The 19,675-nt window shown below is 32.0% G+C and carries 20 protein-coding genes and 1 pseudogene; 10 read left to right on the top strand and 11 right to left on the bottom strand.

Annotated features, from left to right (window positions below; all coding sequences use genetic code 11):
- The 4 genes from LDL23_RS10920 to LDL23_RS10905 form a co-directional block, all read left to right on the top strand.
- The coding region (locus tag LDL23_RS10920) for a gliding motility-associated C-terminal domain-containing protein (RefSeq protein WP_291265728.1) at positions 1-1,134 on the top strand (1,134 nt) is incomplete at its 5' end.
- A 30-nt stretch (positions 1,135-1,164) separates the two neighbouring features.
- Positions 1,165-2,070 (top strand): type IX secretion system membrane protein PorP/SprF, encoded by a 906-nt coding sequence (locus LDL23_RS10915; protein WP_291265727.1) that lies wholly within the window; start codon positions 1,165-1,167, stop codon positions 2,068-2,070.
- A gap of 11 nt (positions 2,071-2,081) precedes the next feature.
- Positions 2,082-3,989 carry an OmpA family protein gene (locus tag LDL23_RS10910; RefSeq protein ID WP_291265726.1) on the top strand — a complete coding sequence of 636 codons (1,908 nt, stop codon included), beginning with the start codon at positions 2,082-2,084 and terminating at the stop codon, positions 3,987-3,989.
- 127 nt (positions 3,990-4,116) lie between these two features.
- Positions 4,117-4,986 (top strand): hypothetical protein, encoded by an 870-nt coding sequence (locus tag LDL23_RS10905; RefSeq protein ID WP_291265725.1) that lies wholly within the window; start codon positions 4,117-4,119, stop codon positions 4,984-4,986.
- Between the two features lie 188 nt (positions 4,987-5,174).
- Here LDL23_RS10905 and LDL23_RS10900 read toward each other — a convergent pair whose 3' ends face one another.
- On the bottom strand, positions 5,175-5,678 hold the full coding sequence (locus tag LDL23_RS10900; protein ID WP_026726120.1) for a CAP domain-containing protein: 504 nt from the start codon (positions 5,676-5,678) through the stop codon (positions 5,175-5,177).
- Positions 5,679-5,932: 254 nt separating this feature from the next.
- Positions 5,933-6,577: a pyridoxamine 5'-phosphate oxidase gene (gene pdxH, locus LDL23_RS10895; RefSeq protein ID WP_291265724.1), complete on the bottom strand. Its 645-nt coding sequence runs from the start codon at positions 6,575-6,577 to the stop codon at positions 5,933-5,935.
- Between the two features lie 115 nt (positions 6,578-6,692).
- Between pdxH and LDL23_RS10890 the strand changes: the two genes are divergently transcribed.
- The 3 genes from LDL23_RS10890 to LDL23_RS10880 are packed head-to-tail and all read left to right on the top strand — an operon-like array spanning position 6,693 to position 8,148.
- Complete coding sequence (locus LDL23_RS10890; RefSeq protein WP_291265723.1) at positions 6,693-7,235, top strand: sigma-70 family RNA polymerase sigma factor; 543 nt, start codon at positions 6,693-6,695, stop codon at positions 7,233-7,235.
- 30 nt (positions 7,236-7,265) lie between these two features.
- On the top strand, positions 7,266-7,688 hold the full coding sequence (locus LDL23_RS10885; RefSeq protein WP_291265722.1) for a hypothetical protein: 423 nt from the start codon (positions 7,266-7,268) through the stop codon (positions 7,686-7,688).
- Between the two features lie 10 nt (positions 7,689-7,698).
- Positions 7,699-8,148 carry a hypothetical protein gene (locus LDL23_RS10880; protein WP_026726116.1) on the top strand — a complete coding sequence of 150 codons (450 nt, stop codon included), beginning with the start codon at positions 7,699-7,701 and terminating at the stop codon, positions 8,146-8,148.
- 42 nt (positions 8,149-8,190) lie between these two features.
- Here LDL23_RS10880 and LDL23_RS10875 read toward each other — a convergent pair whose 3' ends face one another.
- Positions 8,191-9,213 (bottom strand): oxidoreductase, encoded by a 1,023-nt coding sequence (locus tag LDL23_RS10875; protein WP_291265721.1) that lies wholly within the window; start codon positions 9,211-9,213, stop codon positions 8,191-8,193.
- Positions 9,214-9,369: 156 nt separating this feature from the next.
- On the opposite strand from LDL23_RS10875, the gene LDL23_RS10870 reads away from it, so the two are divergent.
- From LDL23_RS10870 to LDL23_RS10860, 3 genes are all read left to right on the top strand, one after another.
- Complete coding sequence (locus LDL23_RS10870; protein ID WP_291265720.1) at positions 9,370-10,533, top strand: hypothetical protein; 1,164 nt, start codon at positions 9,370-9,372, stop codon at positions 10,531-10,533.
- A gap of 73 nt (positions 10,534-10,606) precedes the next feature.
- Positions 10,607-11,824: a methyltransferase domain-containing protein gene (locus LDL23_RS10865; RefSeq protein WP_291265719.1), complete on the top strand. Its 1,218-nt coding sequence runs from the start codon at positions 10,607-10,609 to the stop codon at positions 11,822-11,824.
- Between the two features lie 2 nt (positions 11,825-11,826).
- Positions 11,827-12,921 (top strand): endonuclease, encoded by a 1,095-nt coding sequence (locus LDL23_RS10860; protein WP_291265718.1) that lies wholly within the window; start codon positions 11,827-11,829, stop codon positions 12,919-12,921.
- Positions 12,922-13,038: 117 nt separating this feature from the next.
- Here LDL23_RS10860 and LDL23_RS10855 read toward each other — a convergent pair whose 3' ends face one another.
- The 8 genes and pseudogenes from LDL23_RS10855 to LDL23_RS10820 form a co-directional block, all read right to left on the bottom strand.
- Complete coding sequence (locus tag LDL23_RS10855) at positions 13,039-13,740, bottom strand: sulfite exporter TauE/SafE family protein (protein WP_291265717.1); 702 nt, start codon at positions 13,738-13,740, stop codon at positions 13,039-13,041.
- Between the two features lie 50 nt (positions 13,741-13,790).
- Entirely contained in the window at positions 13,791-14,240 is a 450-nt protein-coding gene (locus tag LDL23_RS10850; RefSeq protein WP_291265716.1) for a FixH family protein, read from the bottom strand.
- Positions 14,241-14,252: 12 nt separating this feature from the next.
- On the bottom strand, positions 14,253-15,671 hold the full coding sequence (ccoG, locus tag LDL23_RS10845; protein WP_291265715.1) for a cytochrome c oxidase accessory protein CcoG: 1,419 nt from the start codon (positions 15,669-15,671) through the stop codon (positions 14,253-14,255).
- A 62-nt stretch (positions 15,672-15,733) separates the two neighbouring features.
- Positions 15,734-16,678 (bottom strand): cbb3-type cytochrome c oxidase N-terminal domain-containing protein, encoded by a 945-nt coding sequence (locus tag LDL23_RS10840; RefSeq protein WP_291265714.1) that lies wholly within the window; start codon positions 16,676-16,678, stop codon positions 15,734-15,736.
- Positions 16,679-16,781: 103 nt separating this feature from the next.
- Positions 16,782-16,952 carry a CcoQ/FixQ family Cbb3-type cytochrome c oxidase assembly chaperone gene (locus LDL23_RS10835; RefSeq protein ID WP_133607121.1) on the bottom strand — a complete coding sequence of 57 codons (171 nt, stop codon included), beginning with the start codon at positions 16,950-16,952 and terminating at the stop codon, positions 16,782-16,784.
- A gap of 5 nt (positions 16,953-16,957) precedes the next feature.
- Positions 16,958-19,135 carry a cytochrome-c oxidase, cbb3-type subunit I gene (gene ccoN, locus LDL23_RS10830; protein WP_291265713.1) on the bottom strand — a complete coding sequence of 726 codons (2,178 nt, stop codon included), beginning with the start codon at positions 19,133-19,135 and terminating at the stop codon, positions 16,958-16,960.
- Between the two features lie 2 nt (positions 19,136-19,137).
- Positions 19,138-19,335, bottom strand: a complete 198-nt coding sequence (gene ccoS, locus LDL23_RS10825) for a cbb3-type cytochrome oxidase assembly protein CcoS (protein ID WP_291265712.1) — start codon at positions 19,333-19,335, stop codon at positions 19,138-19,140.
- Positions 19,336-19,425: 90 nt separating this feature from the next.
- Positions 19,426-19,675: pseudogene (locus LDL23_RS10820) on the bottom strand (heavy metal translocating P-type ATPase); the annotation flags it as partial.

Below are 19,675 nucleotides of genomic sequence, written 5' to 3'. Positions count from 1 at the left end.
TCGGCAACAGTGACTTTTACAGCTACTGATTCTTGTGGAAACAGTGCTGCAACTACTGCTACTTTTACCATCATCGATACAACAAATCCTGTTTTCACAAGCGAATTACCTCAAAATATTTCTGTTTCTTGTGATGCAATTCCAAACCCTGCAATTATGACAGGAACAGATAATTGTAGTGATGTAACTATAACAGTATTAGATACAATTGACAGAGAAGAGTCACAATGTGAGGGTGCATATAGTATCAATAGAACTTGGACTATAACTGATAGCTGTAATAACAGTTCTAGTTATACTCAAATCATAACTGTTTTTGATAATACTCCTCCTACTTTAACAAGCCAATTAAACACTCAAATAAATGTTTTATGTTCTGAAATTCCAGAAGTTCCAGAGTTAGTTTTCACAGATAATTGTTCTGGTATTCAAAATGTAATTTATAACGAGACATCAACTATCATTTCAATTTATGAATATATTATTGTTCGTGAATGGGCTGTTTCTGATAATTGTGGAAACGAAGCTAATTTTACACAAACTATAAATGTTAGTGTTGAAGAACCATTCGACGCAATTCCTTTCGCAATTTGTATTGAAGACGATCCAATAGATTTATTTACTATATTAGACGATTCAATTCCTACAACTGGAGAATGGCATGAAGTTACTAGTTCTGGTGGATTAACAGGAAGTATTTTTGATCCAACTAATGTAACTTTAGGATTCTACACTTTGCAGTATGTTGTTGAATTAGGAGACAATACTTGTCCGATGATTTATGAAGTATATTTAAATGTAAATGATGATTGTGTGGTGTTAGCCGCTTGTGATATTACAGTTTACAATGCAGTTTCACCAAATGATGATGGCTCTAACGATATCTTTTTCATCGACGGACTTGAATGTTATCCCGATAATACAGTAGAAATTTACAATAGATGGGGAATTTTAGTTTATGACGAAACCGGTTATGATAATAATCTTAAATCGTTTAAAGGAATATCTGAAGGCAGAAGTACCGTTAATAAAAATGAACTTCTACCAGACGGAACTTACTTTTACATTCTGAAATATACAGATGAAGAAAATAAGAAACATGATCGATCAGGATACTTATACCTTAACCGTTAATAAATTAAAGCAACTTAAAATACGAACAAGATGAAAACGATTTTAACTATAATTTGTGCATTCATTTTACAAAGTATGTATTCTCAACAGGATTCTCAATATACTCAATATATGTACAATACGCCCCTTATAAACCCAGCTTATGCGGGTTCTAGGGAAACTATTACAGCTTTCTTGCTCCACAGAAATCAGTGGGTAGGATTAGATGGCGCACCAGTAACAAATAATTTTTCAATAAATATGCCTGTTGGAGATTCAAACTTTGGTGTAGGATTAAATTTTGTTAACGATGAAATTGGTCCCGTAGCAGAAAATCAAATTTCTGTTGATTTGGCTTATTTTATTCAAATTTCTGAAAATTATAAATTATCGCTAGGTTTAAAAGGAACAGGAAATTTATTTCAATTAGATGTAAATAAATTGAGAATATATGATCCAGCTGACCCTCAATTTCAAAATATGAATACGGAATTTTCACCAAATGTTGGTGCCGGCCTGTATTTGTTTTCTGATAAGACTTATTTTGGATTATCTGTACCAAATTTTTTCGAATCTTATAGATACAATGATAATAATATTGAAATTACAAAAGAAAAAATGCACTTCTATTTTATTGCTGGTCATGTATTTACACTGAGTGATAACATCGATTTTAAACCTGCTGTCTTAAGTAAAATTGTAGAAGGGGCTCCGTTACAAGCAGATATAACAGCTAACTTTTTGTTCTTTGATAAACTAACATTAGGAGCTGCATACAGATGGGATGCTTCCGTGAGTGCTTTAGCTGGATTTCAAATTTCCGATTCTTGGTTCATTGGATATGGTTATGATTTAGAAACAACGAAACTTGCCAACTACAATTCAGGTTCTCACGAGATATTCCTACGCTATGAGTTTTTCAACAGAAGTAGAGTTTCAGCACCTAGATTCTTTTAAATTTTCCGATTATGAAAACATTATACACACTAGTATTCGTCTTAAGCATCACAATTGGTGCTTTTGCACAAGGGTCTAAACTAAACAAAGCAGACAAAAAATACGATAAATACTCTTATATAGATGCAATCGAAATTTATGAGAAAGTGGCCGAAAAAGGATACAAATCTGCTGAATTATTCGAAAAATTGGGGAATGCTTACTATTTCAATGGTGAATTAGATAAAGCTTCTAAATGGTATGGTGAACTTTTTGCCCTTAATCAAGAAGTAGATTCAGAGTATTATTTTAGATATGCACAAGCCTTAAAAGCAGAAGGTAATTACGAAAAATCAAATCAGTATATGGAATTATTTGCTCAAAAAACAAACGATACTAGAGCTAAATTATTCCAAGAGAATAAAGATTATTTAACTGATATTGATGCCGTTTCTGGAAAATACACCATGGATAAAACGGATATAAATTCAGAGTTTTATGATTATGGCCCAACATTTTTTGGAAAACAAATTGTATTTACTTCTTCTCGAAGCGAGGGCAATCAGTACTCTAAAATTCACGAATGGACAAAACAAAACTTCACTGATTTATTCGTTGCTTCAATTGATAACGAAGGAAAATTAGGAAGTGTAGAAAACTTTTCTAAAACTGTAAATACTAAATATAATGAGTCCTCACCTGTCTTCACAAAAGATGGAAAAACTATGTATTTTACCCGAAACAATTACAACGACGGTAAAAAACGAAAAAGTGATGACAAAGTTATCATGGAAAAAATTTACAAAGCTGAATTAATCAATGGTGAATGGACGAATGTAAAAGAATTGCCTTTTTCTAACGATAATTACAAAACAGCGCATCCGACATTGAGTCCAGATGAAAAAACTATGTATTTTGCTTCCGATATGCCGGGAAGTTTTGGAAATTCTGACTTATACAAAGTATCTATTGATTCTAATGGTAATTTTGGTTCACCAGAAAATTTAGGGCCAACTATAAATACAGAAGGAAGAGAAACCTTCCCTTTTGTAGATGCTGATAACAATTTGTTTTTCGCATCTGATGGACACCCAGGACTTGGTGGACTAGATATTTTTGAAGCTAAAGCCAATAAGAACTCATTTGAAAAACCTGTCAATGTAGGAAAACCATTAAACAGTCCAATGGACGATTTTGGATACATTACTAACAAAGATGGTTTAGGATTTTTCTCTTCCAACAGAGATGGAGGAACTGGATTTGACGACATTTACACTTTTACTGTTTGTACTCATACTTTATCAGGTTTAATTACCGATATAGATACAAAAGAAATTTTACCAAATGCTAAAGTGATTCTTTTTGATGATAAAATGAATAAAATTAGCGAAACTACTTCTTCAGATAAAGGAGTATATTCTTTTAAAGTTGAGTGTAATAAAAAATATTACGTAAGAGCATCAAAAGAAGAATATGAAACTACTGAAAAATCATTTGGTCCAGTAACCAAAACAGGTGAATCTAAGTTAAATATCGAATTAAAACGAAACATCTTCCCAGTTGAAGTAGGAACAGATTTAGCAAAAATACTAGATGTTAGTATCATTTATTTCGATTTAGACAAATGGAATATTCGCCCAGATGCTGCAGAAGATTTAGAAAAAATCATAGCTGTTATGAACCAATATCCAAACATGACAATAGATATTCGTTCGCATACCGATAGTAGACAAACGCACAAATACAACGAACTGTTATCAGACAGACGAGCAAAATCTACTTTAGAATTTATGGTTAAAAACGGTATCAAACGTAATAGATTGACCGCAAAAGGATATGGAGAAACCCAATTGGTAAACAATTGTTCAGACGACGTTCCGTGTAGCGAAGCAGAACATCAAAAAAATAGACGAAGCGAATTTATCGTACTAAAAATGTAACCTACACACCTATCTATATCATTTTTAATAAAAGCAGTTATTCTCGTAATAGCTGCTTTTTTATGTAATAAAAGTTTTATATATTTAATGTCAATTAATAGTTAGTGGTAATTTTAATTAAGCATTCATGATAAAACAACTAATTGAAGATTTAACCTTTGACAAAATAACTTTAAGTCAAGGTCTTACGAGAGCAAAAATTATTGCATATAAAATAAACAATCATGATTTCAAAGAATGGTTAGTTGGAGAAATTGGAGGTTATAGCGGTAGAGAGTTGCCAAAATACAGAATAATTTCCTGTGATATTTTCGCTGAAGTTATAATACCATTTCAAGGAACAAAAACAATCCCAGTGGATGTAACCGCAATAAAAGATTGGGCTGGAGAATACTCGTTTAACGAAATGAGAATTACTCAAAGTATTGGCACGTTAGAACTTGGCCAAAGCCAAAGTGGAAAAAACCAATATGGATATGACTATTTCCCAATGGATTTGACAAATCAGTTTAAAAAAATGACAACGGAAGGCGAGAGTATAATTGCAATAAAACGTAGAATTCAATTATCTCAAATAGATTTTATATTAGAACAAACTAAACAAAGATTAATTGACACACTTTTAGAGTTGAATGAGAAATTTCCAAATTTAGAAAATGATTACGTCGATTCAAACGCAAATAATCAAAAAGTTCAAAATATAATTACACAGAATATTTATGGAAACAATTCTAATTCGAACATTGATATCGGCGACAATATAAGTCAAAGCATCGTCGCAGATCAAAAAATAGAGGAGTTAATCAAAGAACTTGAAAAATTAGGAGTTGATTCAAATCAAAGTAATGAATTAAAAACTATAATTCAGCAAGAAGATAAAAAAGGGATTGGCAAAAAGATTTTGACATGGATAGGAAATTTATCAACTAAAGCAGTTGAAAAAGGAATCGAATTACAGATGCCAACAATTATTGAAAAACTTCAAGATTTCATGTGAAAAATGCCGCTAATAGTGACTTTTCGAAATTTGGGTTTGATAGTTTAATGGATTATCTTTCTGTATATTTGGCTTAAATCCTAATTGAATGGAGATAATAAATCTGTCAAACTTCGCAAAGCCAAGGGACATTAAAAAAGCAGCTATTCTAACAAATAGCTGCTTTTTCTATAAACAAACATGAAATTTTATTTTTTGATGAACATATTCGTGTAGTATTTTCTACCTTGTTCATCTGTTTTAATCGAAGCACCAAAATGGGTGTAATCGCCTTCTAAATTAGCTTTATGACTTGGACTGTTTACCCAAGCATTAACTGTCGATTGAGCTGATGAATAGGCATAAGCAACATTTTCTCCTACACGGTAAGCACCTAATACTTCTTGTAAATTAGATTTTCTTTCTTCAAAACCTTCATGAGTAACTGTATGCGTTGCTAACATATAATCGTTGTGTTCTGAAGATTTGTATGAAATGTGTTCAATGATTTGTAGTGGATTTAATCCTACTGAAACTCGGTAAGCATTAACTTCGTCTAATAATTCTAATTCTAGATCAGAATGGGTATAAGATTTTACTGTTTCGTTTGAATTATTTGTAGTGCTTGTTGCACTTTCTGAATCAGCAGAACATGAAGTCAAAGATGATATACCAATTGTTAGGGCAAAAAGAGTAATGATTAATTTTTTCATAAGTTGCGTATTTTATTTAGTAGTTGTTGTTTTGTTAATAAAAACCAAAAAAACCGATTAAGTGTTTGATTAACAAGACTAAAGTACAAAAATATCGGTGACTAACAAAAAAAATCGATGAAATGCATTAAAATTTAACGTTTTAAACATTTGAGTATCAATTGCTTAAAACTTTACTTACAGAAATAAAAAAAATCCTAAGTTGTAAAGCTTAGGATTTTTTTTATTTCTATTCTATTTTAAAAAATTGAATATCAAGGAGATAAACGATCTATTTTCCAATCGTATTCGTTGGTTAATTGATAGCGAATTCGATCATGTAAACGATTTGGTCTTCCTTGCCAAAACTCTACTTCTACAGGGCGCACTAAAAAACCACCCCAATGCGCTGGACGCAAAATTTCTTTTCCCTCCCACTCTTTTTCTAAGGCTTTCAAATTATTCTCTAAAAACTCTCGATTCGGAATTACTTCACTTTGTGGCGAAACAATAGCTCCTAATTTACTTCCATCTGGTCGAGAAGCAAAATAATTATCTGATATAACATCAGCCGTTTTTTCAGCAATCCCTTTAATGATAATCTGACGTTCCACCGTTGGCCAAAAGAAAGACAAACAAATATGCGGGTTATTCAAAATGGCTTTTCCTTTTTCGGAATTGTAGTTGGTATAAAAAATAAAACCTTCTTCATTGAACTTTTTAAGCAATACCACGCGAGCTTTCGGGAAACCATCTAAACCTATGGTTGTAACGGTCATAGCATTTACTTCCTCGGCTGCATTTAATTCTTCCGCTTCATAAAACCATTTATGAAATAAATTTATTGGATCTTCTGGAATTTGATTTTCCAATAACTCACTCTTTTCGTATGATTTTCTATAATTGCTTAAATCTTTCATCGTTATTTTATTTCTACAAAGCAAAGTTACAAAGGGAAACTTGTTTTTTTACTAAAACAAAAATTAAAATTAAACCTTTTTGAATATCTTTAGTCCTATAAACAAATATCGCATTTTGCAAGACGAAAAAGCTTTCATCTCAGAATTATTAAACCCGAAAACGCAGAACGAAGCGTTTCGAAAGCTATTACAATTGTATCAAAAACCATTGTATTATCACATTAGAAACATGGTTTTAAATCATTATGATGCCGATGATGTACTTCAAAATACGTTTGTAAAAGTTTTTGGCAATCTGAAAAATTTCAAAGGCGATAGCAAATTATATTCTTGGATGTACCGAATTGCCACCAATGAAGCCATAACCTTCATGCAACAAAGAGCAAAAAAACAAGGAATTTCAAATGAAGAAGCCCAACAAAAAGCGATAAATAAATTAGAAAGTGATGTATTTTTTGATGGCGATGAAATCCAACTGAAATTACAAAAAGCCATTGCTATTTTGCCTGAAAAACAACAAATGGTCTTTAAAATGAAATATTTTGAAGAATTAAAATACGAAGAAATGTCCGAAATTTTAGGAACTTCTGTTGGTGCTTTGAAAGCAAGTTATCATATAGCAGTTAAGAAAATTGAAGAATTTTTACATACCAATTAAACCTTTTAGCCTTATTTTTGTCCAATAGATATGAAACAATTTGATTTAGAAAATAACAAAGAAATTAAATCGGGATTTAAAGTTCCAGAAAACTACTTTGAGCAATTCGAAGCAAAAATGATGGAACAAATTTCTAAAGAAAAGGAAACTAAAGTTGTTTCTTTATTTTATAGAAAACAAGTTTGGATAAGTGCTATTGCAGCTGTTCTTTTACTTGCCATTGCAATTCCGGTTTATTTTAATATGGCAAAAGAAAACAATTTAGATGCTGGAACTATAGAAATATATCTATCTCAACAACAGGGAATTGGAATCACTGAGTTGTCAAAACACTTAACCGATGAAGACATTGCTGAATTAGAAAATAATTTATCAATAAATGAAGCTAATTCTGATGCTGTGGAAGATTATCTTTCCGAATCAGAAAATTTAGATTACTATATTAACGAATAATAATTTACCCATGAAAACGAAATTTATATTACCAATTATATTACTTTTTATTTCATCTGTATCCTTTTCACAGGATTTTAAAGAAAAAAGAGAAAAAGTAAAAGCACTAAAAGTTGCTTACATAACAGAACAGTTAGAACTAACAACAGAAGAAGCTCAAAAATTTTGGCCACTCTACAATGCATTTGATGACAAACAAGCGGAGTTGCGTCATGAAAAAATGAGAGCTATTTTAGATCGTTTTAGACCAGGAAGTGTTGATAAATTAAGCGAAAAAGAAGCTTCTGCTCTTTTAGTTCAAATGGAAAGTTTAGAAGAGAATCTATTTAACCTAAGAAAAAAATTTATTAAAGACTTACAAGGTGTAATTAGTGCTAAGAAAATCATCAAACTTAAAAAAGCCGAAGAAGATTTTAATAGAGAATTATTAAAACAAATGCGTGAAAAAAGAAGAGGTTAGTTATAAAATAAAAGGCGTTCAGCAATAGTTGAACGCTTTTTTTTATTCTATTTCAAATCGAACCAACTTATTTCTTCCTGTTGCATAAAAGACTTTCTCTGATTCAAATCTGAAAGTAAAAAAATCTTTATCATCTGAGAATTTTGTCCAATTTTTGCCAAAATTACCCGAATAAAACATGCCTGTTCCACCAACAGAAATAAGCTTTTTTCCGTTACTATTTGGAACAAACTGAACGCAAGAAGCATAACCAAAAGCTTCTTTTTCAGCGATTAATTTCCAAGTTTTTCCACCGTTTTTAGTAATAGCTTTGTTGGCCCAATTTTGGTCTTGTTTTTCGTAATTTCCACCTGCAATAATTCCGAGTTTTTCATTGTAAAAGTCAGCAGTGAAAATTCCAGTCATGGTTTCTCCTTGTGCTATTGGTGTTTCATAAACTTTCCAAGTTGCTCCAAAATCTTTAGAAACAAAAACTCTCGATTTCTTCCCACCAGAAACCATAAAAATCGATTTTCCTTTTATAGTTAAATTGGTGTTACTTGTTGCAAAAGCGGCTTCACCTTCTGAAACTTTTGGTAAAACATCACAATTTACTTTTTGCCACGTTTTGCCTCCATCATTCGTTTTTATGAATGCTAAACAATTTTCAATTGGGTCACCCATGGCAAATCCGTTTAAATTATCTACAAATTGCATACTATCGTAAAATACTTTTTCGTGTTCTTCTTTATAAACAACAGTTTCTTCCAATGTTTTTTTATCAATACGAATCAACATCGCAGGATTTCCAACAGCTAGAATGAAAATAGCTTCTTTGGTTCCTGCTATACTTCTAAATTCTGTAGTTCGGGCAACGGATTGAATTTCTTTTATGATAGTGGTATCTTTCTTTTTATCGTAAAATCCGTAACGACCTTTATCCATTCCCATCCAAACTTTTTCATCGTCAACTAAAATAGCTCTACAACTCAATTTCGTTTCGAGAATTACTTCCGAATTAAATTTTTTATTTTGAGCTATTACAGAAATATTTATGAATAACAGAAATGCAACTATTTTCTTCATTAGTTAGTTTTTATTTTCAAATATAATGGAAATGTTGCAAAGGAAAAACATATTTTACAAACAACTAACAATCAATAAGTTAATTTCATTTAAAAAACTTTGGCACAGTAATTGGTTATTCAAAAATAGAAATAAGAACCTTAAAACGAATATATTATGAAAACGAAATTGATACATCTGAGCTTACTGGCTTCATTGACTATAGGTTCACTTTTTGCACAAGATAAAACTACGGTTACAGCAAAAAATTCGGATATCAGCGATAACTTAGATTTAAGAGCGGTTGCTACTGTTTTTGGTGATGCAAAAGACTTAGAAGATTTTGAAAGAAGGTTGAATGATCCTAAAACTCAAATCTCCAATTTAGATTTGAATAACGATAATTATGTCGATTATTTAAGAGTTATTGAAACAGTTGAAGGAAACGTGCATTTAGTTGTGGTGCAAGCTGTTTTGGAAAAAGATGTTTTTCAAGATGTCGCTACAATTGAAGTAGAACGAGATAGCAACAACCGAGTTCAAGTACAAGTTGTTGGTGATGTTTACATGTATGGAACCAATTATATTTACGAACCTGTTTATGTGCATACTCCAATAATTTATACCACTTTTTGGGTAGGAAATTATCGTCCGTATTATTCATCATGGTATTGGGGTTATTATCCTAGTTACTATAGCTACTGGAATCCGTTCCCAATTTTTAGATATAGAAATCACATTCATCTTCATATCAATTTTGGTCACAGTTATCATTATGTTTCACACAGAAGATGTGCTTCAGTTTATAACAATTATTATGGAAGAAGAGGAAATGGTTACGAAAGAATGCATCCAAATCGTTCCTTCGCACATAGAAATTCAGGATATTCAAACCGTTATGAATTAGATTCAAGAAGAAATATCAATTCTCCGAGAAATAGAAGCGAAATAACTTCAAACTCACCAAGAGGAACTCGTGAAACAAGAGAATATAATGGAACAACGCCAAGAACTCGAACTGAAACAAGTAATCCAAGAAACAACGGAACAAGAGGAAATTCTGGTACAAGAGTTGTTACTGAAAACAGAGGAAATTCACCAAGAGTTACTAACGAAAATAGAGGAAGAAACGATGGACCAAAATCAAATCGTGGTAGAGAATATTCTGAAAACAGAAGTAATTCACCAAGAGAACGAGGAACAGTAACAAGTAATGGTAACAGAGGAAATTCCGAAGTTAGAGGAAATTCTTCAAGAGGTAACTCACAACCACGAAATAGCGCTCCACGAGGCAATTCAAACTCAAGAGGTTCCGAAGGAAGAGGAAGCGGAAGAGGATAAATATTAAAGCTGTCAATTTTGGCAGCTTTTTTTATTTTTATTCGTATCTTTGCAGGCTGATTTAAAATAAATAATGAGATTACACAGAAATTTAGTATTCACAACAATCGATTCGCTTATGGCGATTTTTAACGAAGGTGAATACGCTGATAAAGTGGTTGCTAGAGCACTTAAAAAAGACAAACGTTGGGGAAGTCACGATAGAAAATTCGTAGCAGAAACCATTTACGAAATCGTAAGATGGAAACGTTTATACACCGAAATTGCAGAAGTAAAAGAACCTTTTGATAGAGATAAAATTTGGAGAATATTTGCCGTTTGGGCAGTATTAAGAGGTTATACCCTACCCGATTGGAAATATTTTGAAGATACACCGGTTAGAAGAATCAAAGGAAAATTTGATGAATTAACCAAAACCAGAAAATTCAGAGAATCTATTCCAGATTGGATCGATGAATTGGGTGTTAAGGAATTAGGTGAGGAAACTTGGACAAAAGAATTAGCAGCTCAAAACGAACAAGCGAAAGTAATTTTAAGAGTTAATAAACTTAAAACTACCAAAGAAAAATTAAGAGCTATCTTAATGGATTTGAATATTGAAACTGAGTTTCACAAAGATTATCCAGATGCTTTAATTTTAACCGAAAGAGCAAATGTTTTTTTAACAGATGCTTTTAAAGATGGTTTGTTTGAAGTACAAGACGCTTCTTCTCAATTAGTGGCTTATTTCTTGGATGTAAAACCAGGAATGCGCGTTGTAGATACTTGTGCGGGTGCGGGAGGAAAAACCTTGCATTTGGCTTCTTTAATGGAAAATAAAGGCCAATTAATTGCTATGGATTTATACGAAAGTAAATTAAAGCAATTAAAAATTCGTGCTAAAAGAAATGGTGCTTTCAACATTGAACCTCGTGTTATTGAAAGTACAAAAACCATAAAAAAATTACACGAAAAAGCCGATAGAGTTTTAATCGATGCGCCTTGTAGTGGATTAGGCGTTTTAAAAAGAAACCCTGATAGTAAATGGAAATTACAACCTGAATTTATTGATAACATCCGAAAAGTTCAGGCTGAAGTGTTAGAAAATTATTCAAAAATTGTAAAACCAGGTGGAAAATTAGTGTATGCTACTTGTTCGGTATTACCTTCAGAAAATCAAGAACAAATTAAGCATTTCTTAAGCACAGAAATTGGAAAAGAATTTAACTTTGTCAAAGACCAAAAAGTCTTGGCAAGTGAAAGTGGCTTCGACGGATTTTACATGGCATTATTAGAAAGAAAAAATAAATAGATATGAAAAAACATTACCTACTAACGTTTTTATTGTGTTCACTAATGGGTTGGGCACAAATTCCTGCTGGTTATTATAGTACAGCAACAGGAACTGGTTACGCATTAAAAACACAATTATTTAATATCATTAAGAATCAAACTGATTTAGGTTATAGTGGATTATGGGTTACCTATCAAACTTCAGATAGAGATGTTTTTACTGGTACTGGTTATGAAAATGACAATACTATTTATGACATGTATACTGAAAACCCTACAGGTAGTGCTGGTGAATGTGGTTTTATATATGGCACAGATCAGGATACAGGTTCTGGAGGAGGTTCAGAATGTGATGTTTATAATAGAGAACATATTGTTCCTCAATCTATTTTTAGTCAAGCAGCCCCAATGCGACATGATGCACATTTTGTAACTCCAACTGATAAAAAAGTAAATGGTGATCGTGGTGATAATCCTCATGGAAATGTTGCAGTAGTTTCTTCAACAACTAATAATGGTGGAAAACATGGATCAAGTGCAATTGCGGGTTATTCAGGACAAGTATTTGAACCAAATAATGCTTTCAAAGGTGATATAGCACGTATGTACTTTTATTTTGCAACACGTTACCAAGATCAATTAGCTAGTTGGTCATACGTTATGTTTAATGGAACTTCTGATCAAGTATTTACAACTCCTTTTTTAAACATGCTTATTACATGGCATAATAACGATCCTGTAAGTGTTTTTGAGATTACGAGAAATAATGCAATATATGCTAGACAAAACAATAGAAATCCGTTTATTGATCATCCCGAATATGTATGTCAAATATATAGTGCACAATGTGCAGCATTATCATCTGAAAGTTTTGCTTTAGAAAATGCTATTTCAATTTATCCAAATCCTGCAATCAACAACGAAGTTACAATTACATCAGAGACTGAGTTAAAATCAATCGTTTTATACAATATCAACGGACAAATCATCCAAGAAATTAAAAATCCTACACGAGTTGATAATTCATACAGAGTGAATAACTTATCTAGTGGATTTTATTTAGTTCAAATGGCTTCTGAAAATGCAATTGCAACTAAGAAACTTATTGTAAACTAAGAATCATAATTATAATAAATAGAAAAGTCTCATCAGTTGATGAGGCTTTTTTTATAAAATAAAAAGAGTGATAAAGTATAAAACTTCATCACTCTTTTACCCTATTAACTAAAATATTTAATGACAATTGGCTTCGGGTTGCACAAATAAACTCATATTACTTGGTGATAAATATGGAATATCTAACCCTAAACCTCTTATAATAAATAACATCCCAATAATTACCGCTACTAACGGTATTGCTTTTTGAATCGTTCCTCTGAATGAAAATGAAATTAATCCAGAAGCGTAAACAACTGCTACCATCATGGGAATTGTTCCGATTCCGAAAAGTATCATATACCCTATTCCTAAAGAAACATTTTGCATCGCGATAGCTCCAAAAAGTGCTACATAGACCATTCCGCAAGGTAAAAAACCATTCAATAATCCAATAGTAAATAACGATTTGTAGCTTTTGTTTTTAAACTGTTGGCCTAAACTTGATTTTACTTTCGTAATTACTTTATAAACAGGTTTTGAAAAATTGTATTTGGCAAATATTCGTTCTGGAATTATTGCTACTAAAATCATCAAAATCCCAACGATTATCGAAAGTTGTTGTTGCATTCCTGCTAAATAGAAACTTCTACCTAAAAGTCCGAATATTAAACCTAAAGTCCCGTAAGCCGTTAATTTTCCAATATGATACGTAATTATTTGTGTAATTTTTTTTGCTTCATTACTTCTATCTACGGGTAACATCATAGCAATTGGACCGCACATTCCTATGCAGTGAAAACTACTGATTAAACCAAATATAAAAGCTGAATACAACATCAATTTTAAATTTCAAATTCAAGAACAATTTCAAAATCAAAAGAAAGAAATTATTCCATTCTAAACGAATCTTTGTTCAAATATTTCACACCATCGTATTCCCAATCGATAGAAATGTCCCAAAGACCGCTAGCCAAATTACTTTTAGGTATGAGCAAATGTGGACTAGATAGTGAAATCGAAATTTCAAAATCTAATTTCTGACTAGACGGTCTGTATAAGGACACTTTTCCATTTATTTTAGAATAATCAAAATCGGCTGGAAATTGAATTTTTATTCCTTCCGCTGTATTTTCGATTGTTACTTTATTCGTTAATGCATTCGCATTCTCTTGTTTTTCTATGTCACCTTGAACCGTTGCTTCTTTTTTATAATAATCTTCTACTACTAATTCATGATCATATTTATCATTAGACTGTACTTTAAATACATAGGATAAAATGAATGTCATAAAAAGTGCAAAAGCAATAACGATTCCGGTTCCCCAATTAAATTTCATAGCTATATTTTTTTAATTAAAGTTTCTTGGTCCTTGGAAATTAGTTGCTGTTTCTTCAATCAACTTATCTCCATTATATAATTCTAATTTTAAATGTACCTTTTCTTCTTTTAACAAACTTTCTGGAATATCAATGTAAATTGTTCCACTTGCTAAACCTTGTTTTGGTACTTTTATAACTGGACTTCCCACTAATTTTATTTCTCCCTTATAATTAACAATCTTAACAGTAACATTATCAAATTCTTGTTCTGTTTTATTGACAATTTTATACGTGTAGAAATTACGAATGTTTGCTCCATTATGTTGGAACAATTGCCCCGACATTGGTAAAAAGTTGGCTTCTACATCATTTCGCAAGAACAACATTCCGATTAAAACGCCAACTAACAAAGTTAAAACGCCAATGTAACCTTTCATTCGAAGTGTTAACTTGAATTTTTCTTTCTTAACGATTTCGTCTTCGCTGGCATAGCGGATTAATCCTTTTGGTAATCCTACTTTTTCCATAACGGTATCACATTCATCAATACAAGCGGTACAGTTAATACATTCTAACTGAGTACCATTACGAATGTCAATTCCAGTTGGACAAACTACCACACATTGGTTACAATCGATACAATCTCCATGACCCAGTGCGGTTCTATCTTCACCATTTCTCCATTTTTTTCTTCCGTTTGTACCTTCTCCTCTAACATGATCATAAGATACATTTATTGATTTATTATCCAATAAAACTCCTTGCATTCTTCCGTAAGGACAAGCAATAATACAAACTTGTTCTCTAAACCAAGCAAATACAAAATAGAATACGGCTGTAAAAATTAGAAGCGCAATTAATGTACTTAAATTTGATGTTGGTCCTTCGGTAATCATTTTGACAAGTTCATCGCTGCTAATCAAATACGCTAGGAAAACGTTAGCAATGAAGAATGAAAAAATAAAAAAGATAGTCCATTTTGTAACTCTTTTTCTTATTTTTTCAGCATCCCATTTTTGTCTTTCTAATCGCATTTGAGCTCCTCTGTCTCCATCAATCCAATATTCGATACGTCTGAAAACCATTTCCATAAAAATAGTTTGCGGACAAAACCAACCACAAAAAATACGTCCAAAAGCCACTGTAAATAAGGTCAATCCAACTACTCCAACAATCATTGAAATAACAAACAAATGAAAGTCTTGAGGCCAAAATGCAAATCCGAAAATACTAAAACGTCTTTCCAGTACATTAAACATCAAAAATTGATTTCCATGAATTTTAATAAAAGGAGAAGCTATTAAAAAAACCAAAAGAAAATAACTCAATAACTTTCTTTTATCGTAAAAAGGGCCAGAAGGTTTTTTAGGATAAATAAAATTTCTTTTCCCTTCCGCATTAATTGTTGCAATGGTATCTCTAAAACTTTCGTCTGGTAAATTTGACATAATTATGCTGATTTTAGTTTAAAAAAGGTTTTGAGAATTTCCCAAAACCTTTTTTACTATTTTTATTTTCCTGCAGGAGCTTCTACTTTAGTAGAATCTACTGCTGCTGTAGCTGCTGGTGCCGCTTCAGCTGTTTCAACCCATATTTCGCCTTCAGCTGGTTTTCCTCCTGGAGGATTAGAACCTTGTAAACTTAAAACATAACTTGCTACACTTTGAATGTCTTTAGAAGATAAATTAGCTTTCCAAGCCACCATTGAAGGGTTATTTTTACTTCCTTCAGAAATTAACTTGAAGACATTTTTAATTCCTCCTCCATTAATCCAATGTTTATCAGTTAAGTTAGGTCCAACTAAACCTCCACCATCAGCTTTGTGACATGCAGCACAAGCGTTTGTGAAAATTTCTTTTCCTTTGGCTAAACTTGTAGCATCAGTTAAAACTACTACTGTTTCATAACTTACTTCTTCTGCAGCATCTTTAGGCATTTTCGATTTCTCTAATTCTGCTAACGCTACTTCATTTTTAAATTCTTGTTCTTGATCGTATTCATTCATTACATGGAAACGAACCAAATAAACTAAAGCAAAAATAATTGTACCATAGAACAAATATACCCACCATGGTGGTAATACGTTGTCTAACTCTTTGATACCATCGTAGTCGTGCTCTAACATGATATCCTCTTCTCTTTCTATTTCTTTAGAGCGAGTAAGTTTAGTAACAATATTTTGGTACCATTTGCTTTCTGTAAAAGAAACCGTTTGTGCTTCTGCTAATTGTTTCTTTTGCTCTTCTGTTAATAAATGATAGGTAACTTTATCAACGGCATCGATTACAATTTCGATTGCGATTAATAAGAAAAGGAATACTCCTAAAAATAAAGCTACCATAGGAAACTTTATAAAGGCTGGCCTGTCTCCTGAATCGATAAAATATTCCAAAGCTGCAAATACTACTGCAAACAGTAATGGAACTCTTACGTATGATGGAATTAATTTTTTCATTTGTTGAAAATTTTGATGTTATGAGAACCTGAACAACCATGAAACTACCCAAAAATTATAAAACATCATGGTTGTTTCAGTTTCTCTCTAATTATAATTATGACTATTCGTCGTTTAAAGGCATTTCACTAATTTCTTTGATTTTTTCTTTGCTGTAAGTAAATGCCCAAACCGTGAACAAAACAAACGCTGTAAAGAAAATAGTCAACGAAATGATTGGATAAATTTCTACTCCCGTTATGGTTTCTAAATTATGTTTAATGAACTTTAGCATAACTTTTATTTTTTAACTTGAGTATCAGTACCTAATCTTTGTAAGTAAGCAATAAGTGCTACAATCTCTCTGTTTTTCAACGGAGCTGCTGTTTCTTTTCCAAATGATTTCTTAATTTCTGGATTTGCTAATAAATTAGTTTCAATTTTAGTAGCTTGTTCGTCCATATGTTTAAGAGCATTATTAATATCTGCCTCAGAATAAGGAACTCCTAAAGTTACCATGGTTCTCATTTTGTCTTGAATAGTTGAATTATCTAATTCATTTTTAATTAACCATTGGTATCTTGGCATAATTGATTTTTCATTTAATCCTTGAGGATCGTACATGTGGTTAAAATGCCATACATCATCTCTACCTCCATTAAATGGTTTTCCTTTAACACCTTCACGAGCTAAATCTGGACCAGTACGTTTAGAACCCCATAAGAATGGATGATCGTAAACAAATTCTCCTGCTTTAGAATAGTCTCCATAACGCTCTACTTCTGAACGGAATGGACGGACCATTTGAGAGTGACATCCTACACAACCTTCACGGATGTATAAATCTCTACCTTGTAACTCAAGTGGTGTATATGGTTTAACTGACGAAATTGTTGGAATATTTGATTTTACTAAAATCGTTGGTAAAATTTGAATTAAACCTCCAATTAAAATCGCAACAGTTGTTAATAACATAAATTGAACCGGTTTTCTTTCTAACCAAGAGTGTAATTTTTCTCCTTTTAAACGGTTTGGAGAAATTACAGCTAATGCTGGAGCTTCAACTAATTCGTTTTCAACTGGAGAACCTTGTCTAACGGTTCTAATTACATTGTAAACTAATACGATAACCCCTGTAAGATATAATGTTCCTCCTACTGCACGCATCCAATACATTGGCATAATTTCAGTTACCGTTTCAAGGAAGTTACCATATTGTAATGCTCCACCATCTGGTTTGAATTGTTTCCACATTGAAGCTTGAGTAAATCCTGCAACATATAATGGAAGCGAATATAAAATAATCCCTAAAGTACCAATCCAGAAATGGAAATTCGCTAATTTTTCAGAGAATAATTTTGTTTTTGTCATTCTTGGAATTAACCAATAGATCATACCAAATGATAAGAAACCATTCCAAGCTAAAGCACCAACGTGAACGTGTGCAATAATCCAGTCTGTAAAGTGCGCAATTGCGTTAACGTTTTTCAATGATAACATTGGTCCTTCAAAAGTTGCCATACCATAACCTGTAATGGCTACTACGAAGAATTTCAATACCGCATCAGTACGTACTTTATCCCAAACACCTCTTAAGGTTAATAAACCATTAATCATACCTCCCCAAGATGGTGCAAGTAGCATTATAGAGAAAACAACTCCAAGATTTTGAGCCCAATCAGGTAAAGCAGTATATAATAAGTGGTGAGGTCCAGCCCAAATATAAATGAAGATTAACGACCAAAAGTGAATAATTGATAATCTATAAGAATATACAGGACGATTTGCTACTTTAGGTACGAAGTAATACATCATTCCTAAAAATGGTGTAGTTAAGAAGAATGCTACCGCATTGTGTCCGTACCACCATTGTACTAAAGCATCTTGAACACCTGCATAAATTGAATATGATTTCATTCCTGATAACGAAACAGGTAGTTCTAAACTGTTAAAGATGTGAAGTACCGCAACTGTTACAAATGTTGCAATGTAAAACCAAATAGCCACATAAATATGACGCTCTCTTCTTTTAATAATGGTTCCAATCATGTTGATACCAAAAACTACCCAAATAAGAGCAATTGCAATATCGATTGGCCATTCTAATTCGGCATATTCTTTAGAAGTGGAATAACCTAATGGTAAAGTAATGGCTGCAGCAACTATAATTAACTGCCAACCCCAAAAATGAATTTTACTCAAAAGGTCGCTAAACATTCTTGCTTTTAATAAACGCTGCATTGAGTAATAAATACCTGCAAACATTGCGTTTCCAACGAAGGCAAAAATAACTGCATTGGTGTGTAAAGGTCTTAAGCGTCCAAAACTTAAAAACGATATGCCGCTGGTTAAGTTTGGAAACAAAAATAGGAAAGCTAAAATAAGCCCCACTAACATCCCCACTACACCAAAGACTATACTAGCGTAGAGGAAATTCCTTACAATTTTGTTGTCGTAATAAAATTGTTGCTTCTCCATAATTAGATTGATTTTTGTTTTTCTGTTTGTATTAATTTGTTAGGATTTTCTTTTTTCACTATTTCATCGTCAAATAACATTCTGACTGATGGTGTATAATCATCATCATATTGACCACTTTTAACTGCTTTAATGAAAGCAATCAAAAATGCTATTGCAACTATTATACTAATTGAGATTAATAAATAAATGACACTCATACCTTAAATTGTGTTAACAAAGTTACTTCCACTCGTTTTTATAAAACATGACTTTTATCATGTATTAAAATTTTCTTAAATTTAATCAATTTATTTCTTACCTGCATACAAATTTGTAAGAATTGTTACAAAACTTACAATTGTTATTGTGCTGAGCGGCATTATAATAGCTGCTACAATAGGATCTAAAGCCCCAGTTACGGCGTAACTTAGTCCTACAATATTATATAATAAAGAAAGTCCAAAACTCATATAAATCGTCTTCATTGCATTCTTAGAATATTGCATAAAAAAGGCGATTTTATCGAATTGTGTTGCATCTAAAATCCCATCACACGCG

It is taken from the genome of Flavobacterium sp., from assembly GCF_020217025.1.
Classification (GTDB): domain Bacteria; phylum Bacteroidota; class Bacteroidia; order Flavobacteriales; family Flavobacteriaceae; genus Flavobacterium.
The sequence above is the reverse complement of the archived record's forward strand: the minus strand, read 5'-3'. Positions and strand labels throughout refer to the sequence as shown.

What these genes read in the sequence shown, in the direction of transcription:
- ccoG (WP_291265715.1), bottom strand. Translation starts at nt 15,671, where the DNA reads ATGTCAAATTTACCAGACGAAAGTTTTAGAGATACCATTGCAACAATT.
- ccoS (WP_291265712.1), bottom strand. Translation starts at nt 19,335, where the DNA reads ATGAGTGTCATTTATTTATTAATCTCAATTAGTATAATAGTTGCAATA.
- LDL23_RS10840 (WP_291265714.1), bottom strand. Translation starts at nt 16,678, where the DNA reads ATGAAAAAATTAATTCCATCATACGTAAGAGTTCCATTACTGTTTGCA.
- LDL23_RS10835 (WP_133607121.1), bottom strand. Translation starts at nt 16,952, where the DNA reads ATGCTAAAGTTCATTAAACATAATTTAGAAACCATAACGGGAGTAGAA.
- LDL23_RS10875 (WP_291265721.1), bottom strand. Translation starts at nt 9,213, where the DNA reads ATGAAGAAAATAGTTGCATTTCTGTTATTCATAAATATTTCTGTAATA.
- LDL23_RS10870 (WP_291265720.1), top strand. Translation starts at nt 9,370, where the DNA reads ATGAAAACGAAATTGATACATCTGAGCTTACTGGCTTCATTGACTATA.
- pdxH (WP_291265724.1), bottom strand. Translation starts at nt 6,577, where the DNA reads ATGAAAGATTTAAGCAATTATAGAAAATCATACGAAAAGAGTGAGTTA.
- LDL23_RS10865 (WP_291265719.1), top strand. Translation starts at nt 10,607, where the DNA reads ATGAGATTACACAGAAATTTAGTATTCACAACAATCGATTCGCTTATG.
- LDL23_RS10860 (WP_291265718.1), top strand. Translation starts at nt 11,827, where the DNA reads ATGAAAAAACATTACCTACTAACGTTTTTATTGTGTTCACTAATGGGT.
- LDL23_RS10905 (WP_291265725.1), top strand. Translation starts at nt 4,117, where the DNA reads ATGATAAAACAACTAATTGAAGATTTAACCTTTGACAAAATAACTTTA.
- LDL23_RS10855 (WP_291265717.1), bottom strand. Translation starts at nt 13,740, where the DNA reads ATGTTGTATTCAGCTTTTATATTTGGTTTAATCAGTAGTTTTCACTGC.
- LDL23_RS10880 (WP_026726116.1), top strand. Translation starts at nt 7,699, where the DNA reads ATGAAAACGAAATTTATATTACCAATTATATTACTTTTTATTTCATCT.
- LDL23_RS10885 (WP_291265722.1), top strand. Translation starts at nt 7,266, where the DNA reads ATGAAACAATTTGATTTAGAAAATAACAAAGAAATTAAATCGGGATTT.
- ccoN (WP_291265713.1), bottom strand. Translation starts at nt 19,135, where the DNA reads ATGGAGAAGCAACAATTTTATTACGACAACAAAATTGTAAGGAATTTC.
- LDL23_RS10900 (WP_026726120.1), bottom strand. Translation starts at nt 5,678, where the DNA reads ATGAAAAAATTAATCATTACTCTTTTTGCCCTAACAATTGGTATATCA.
- LDL23_RS10910 (WP_291265726.1), top strand. Translation starts at nt 2,082, where the DNA reads ATGAAAACATTATACACACTAGTATTCGTCTTAAGCATCACAATTGGT.
- LDL23_RS10915 (WP_291265727.1), top strand. Translation starts at nt 1,165, where the DNA reads ATGAAAACGATTTTAACTATAATTTGTGCATTCATTTTACAAAGTATG.
- LDL23_RS10850 (WP_291265716.1), bottom strand. Translation starts at nt 14,240, where the DNA reads ATGAAATTTAATTGGGGAACCGGAATCGTTATTGCTTTTGCACTTTTT.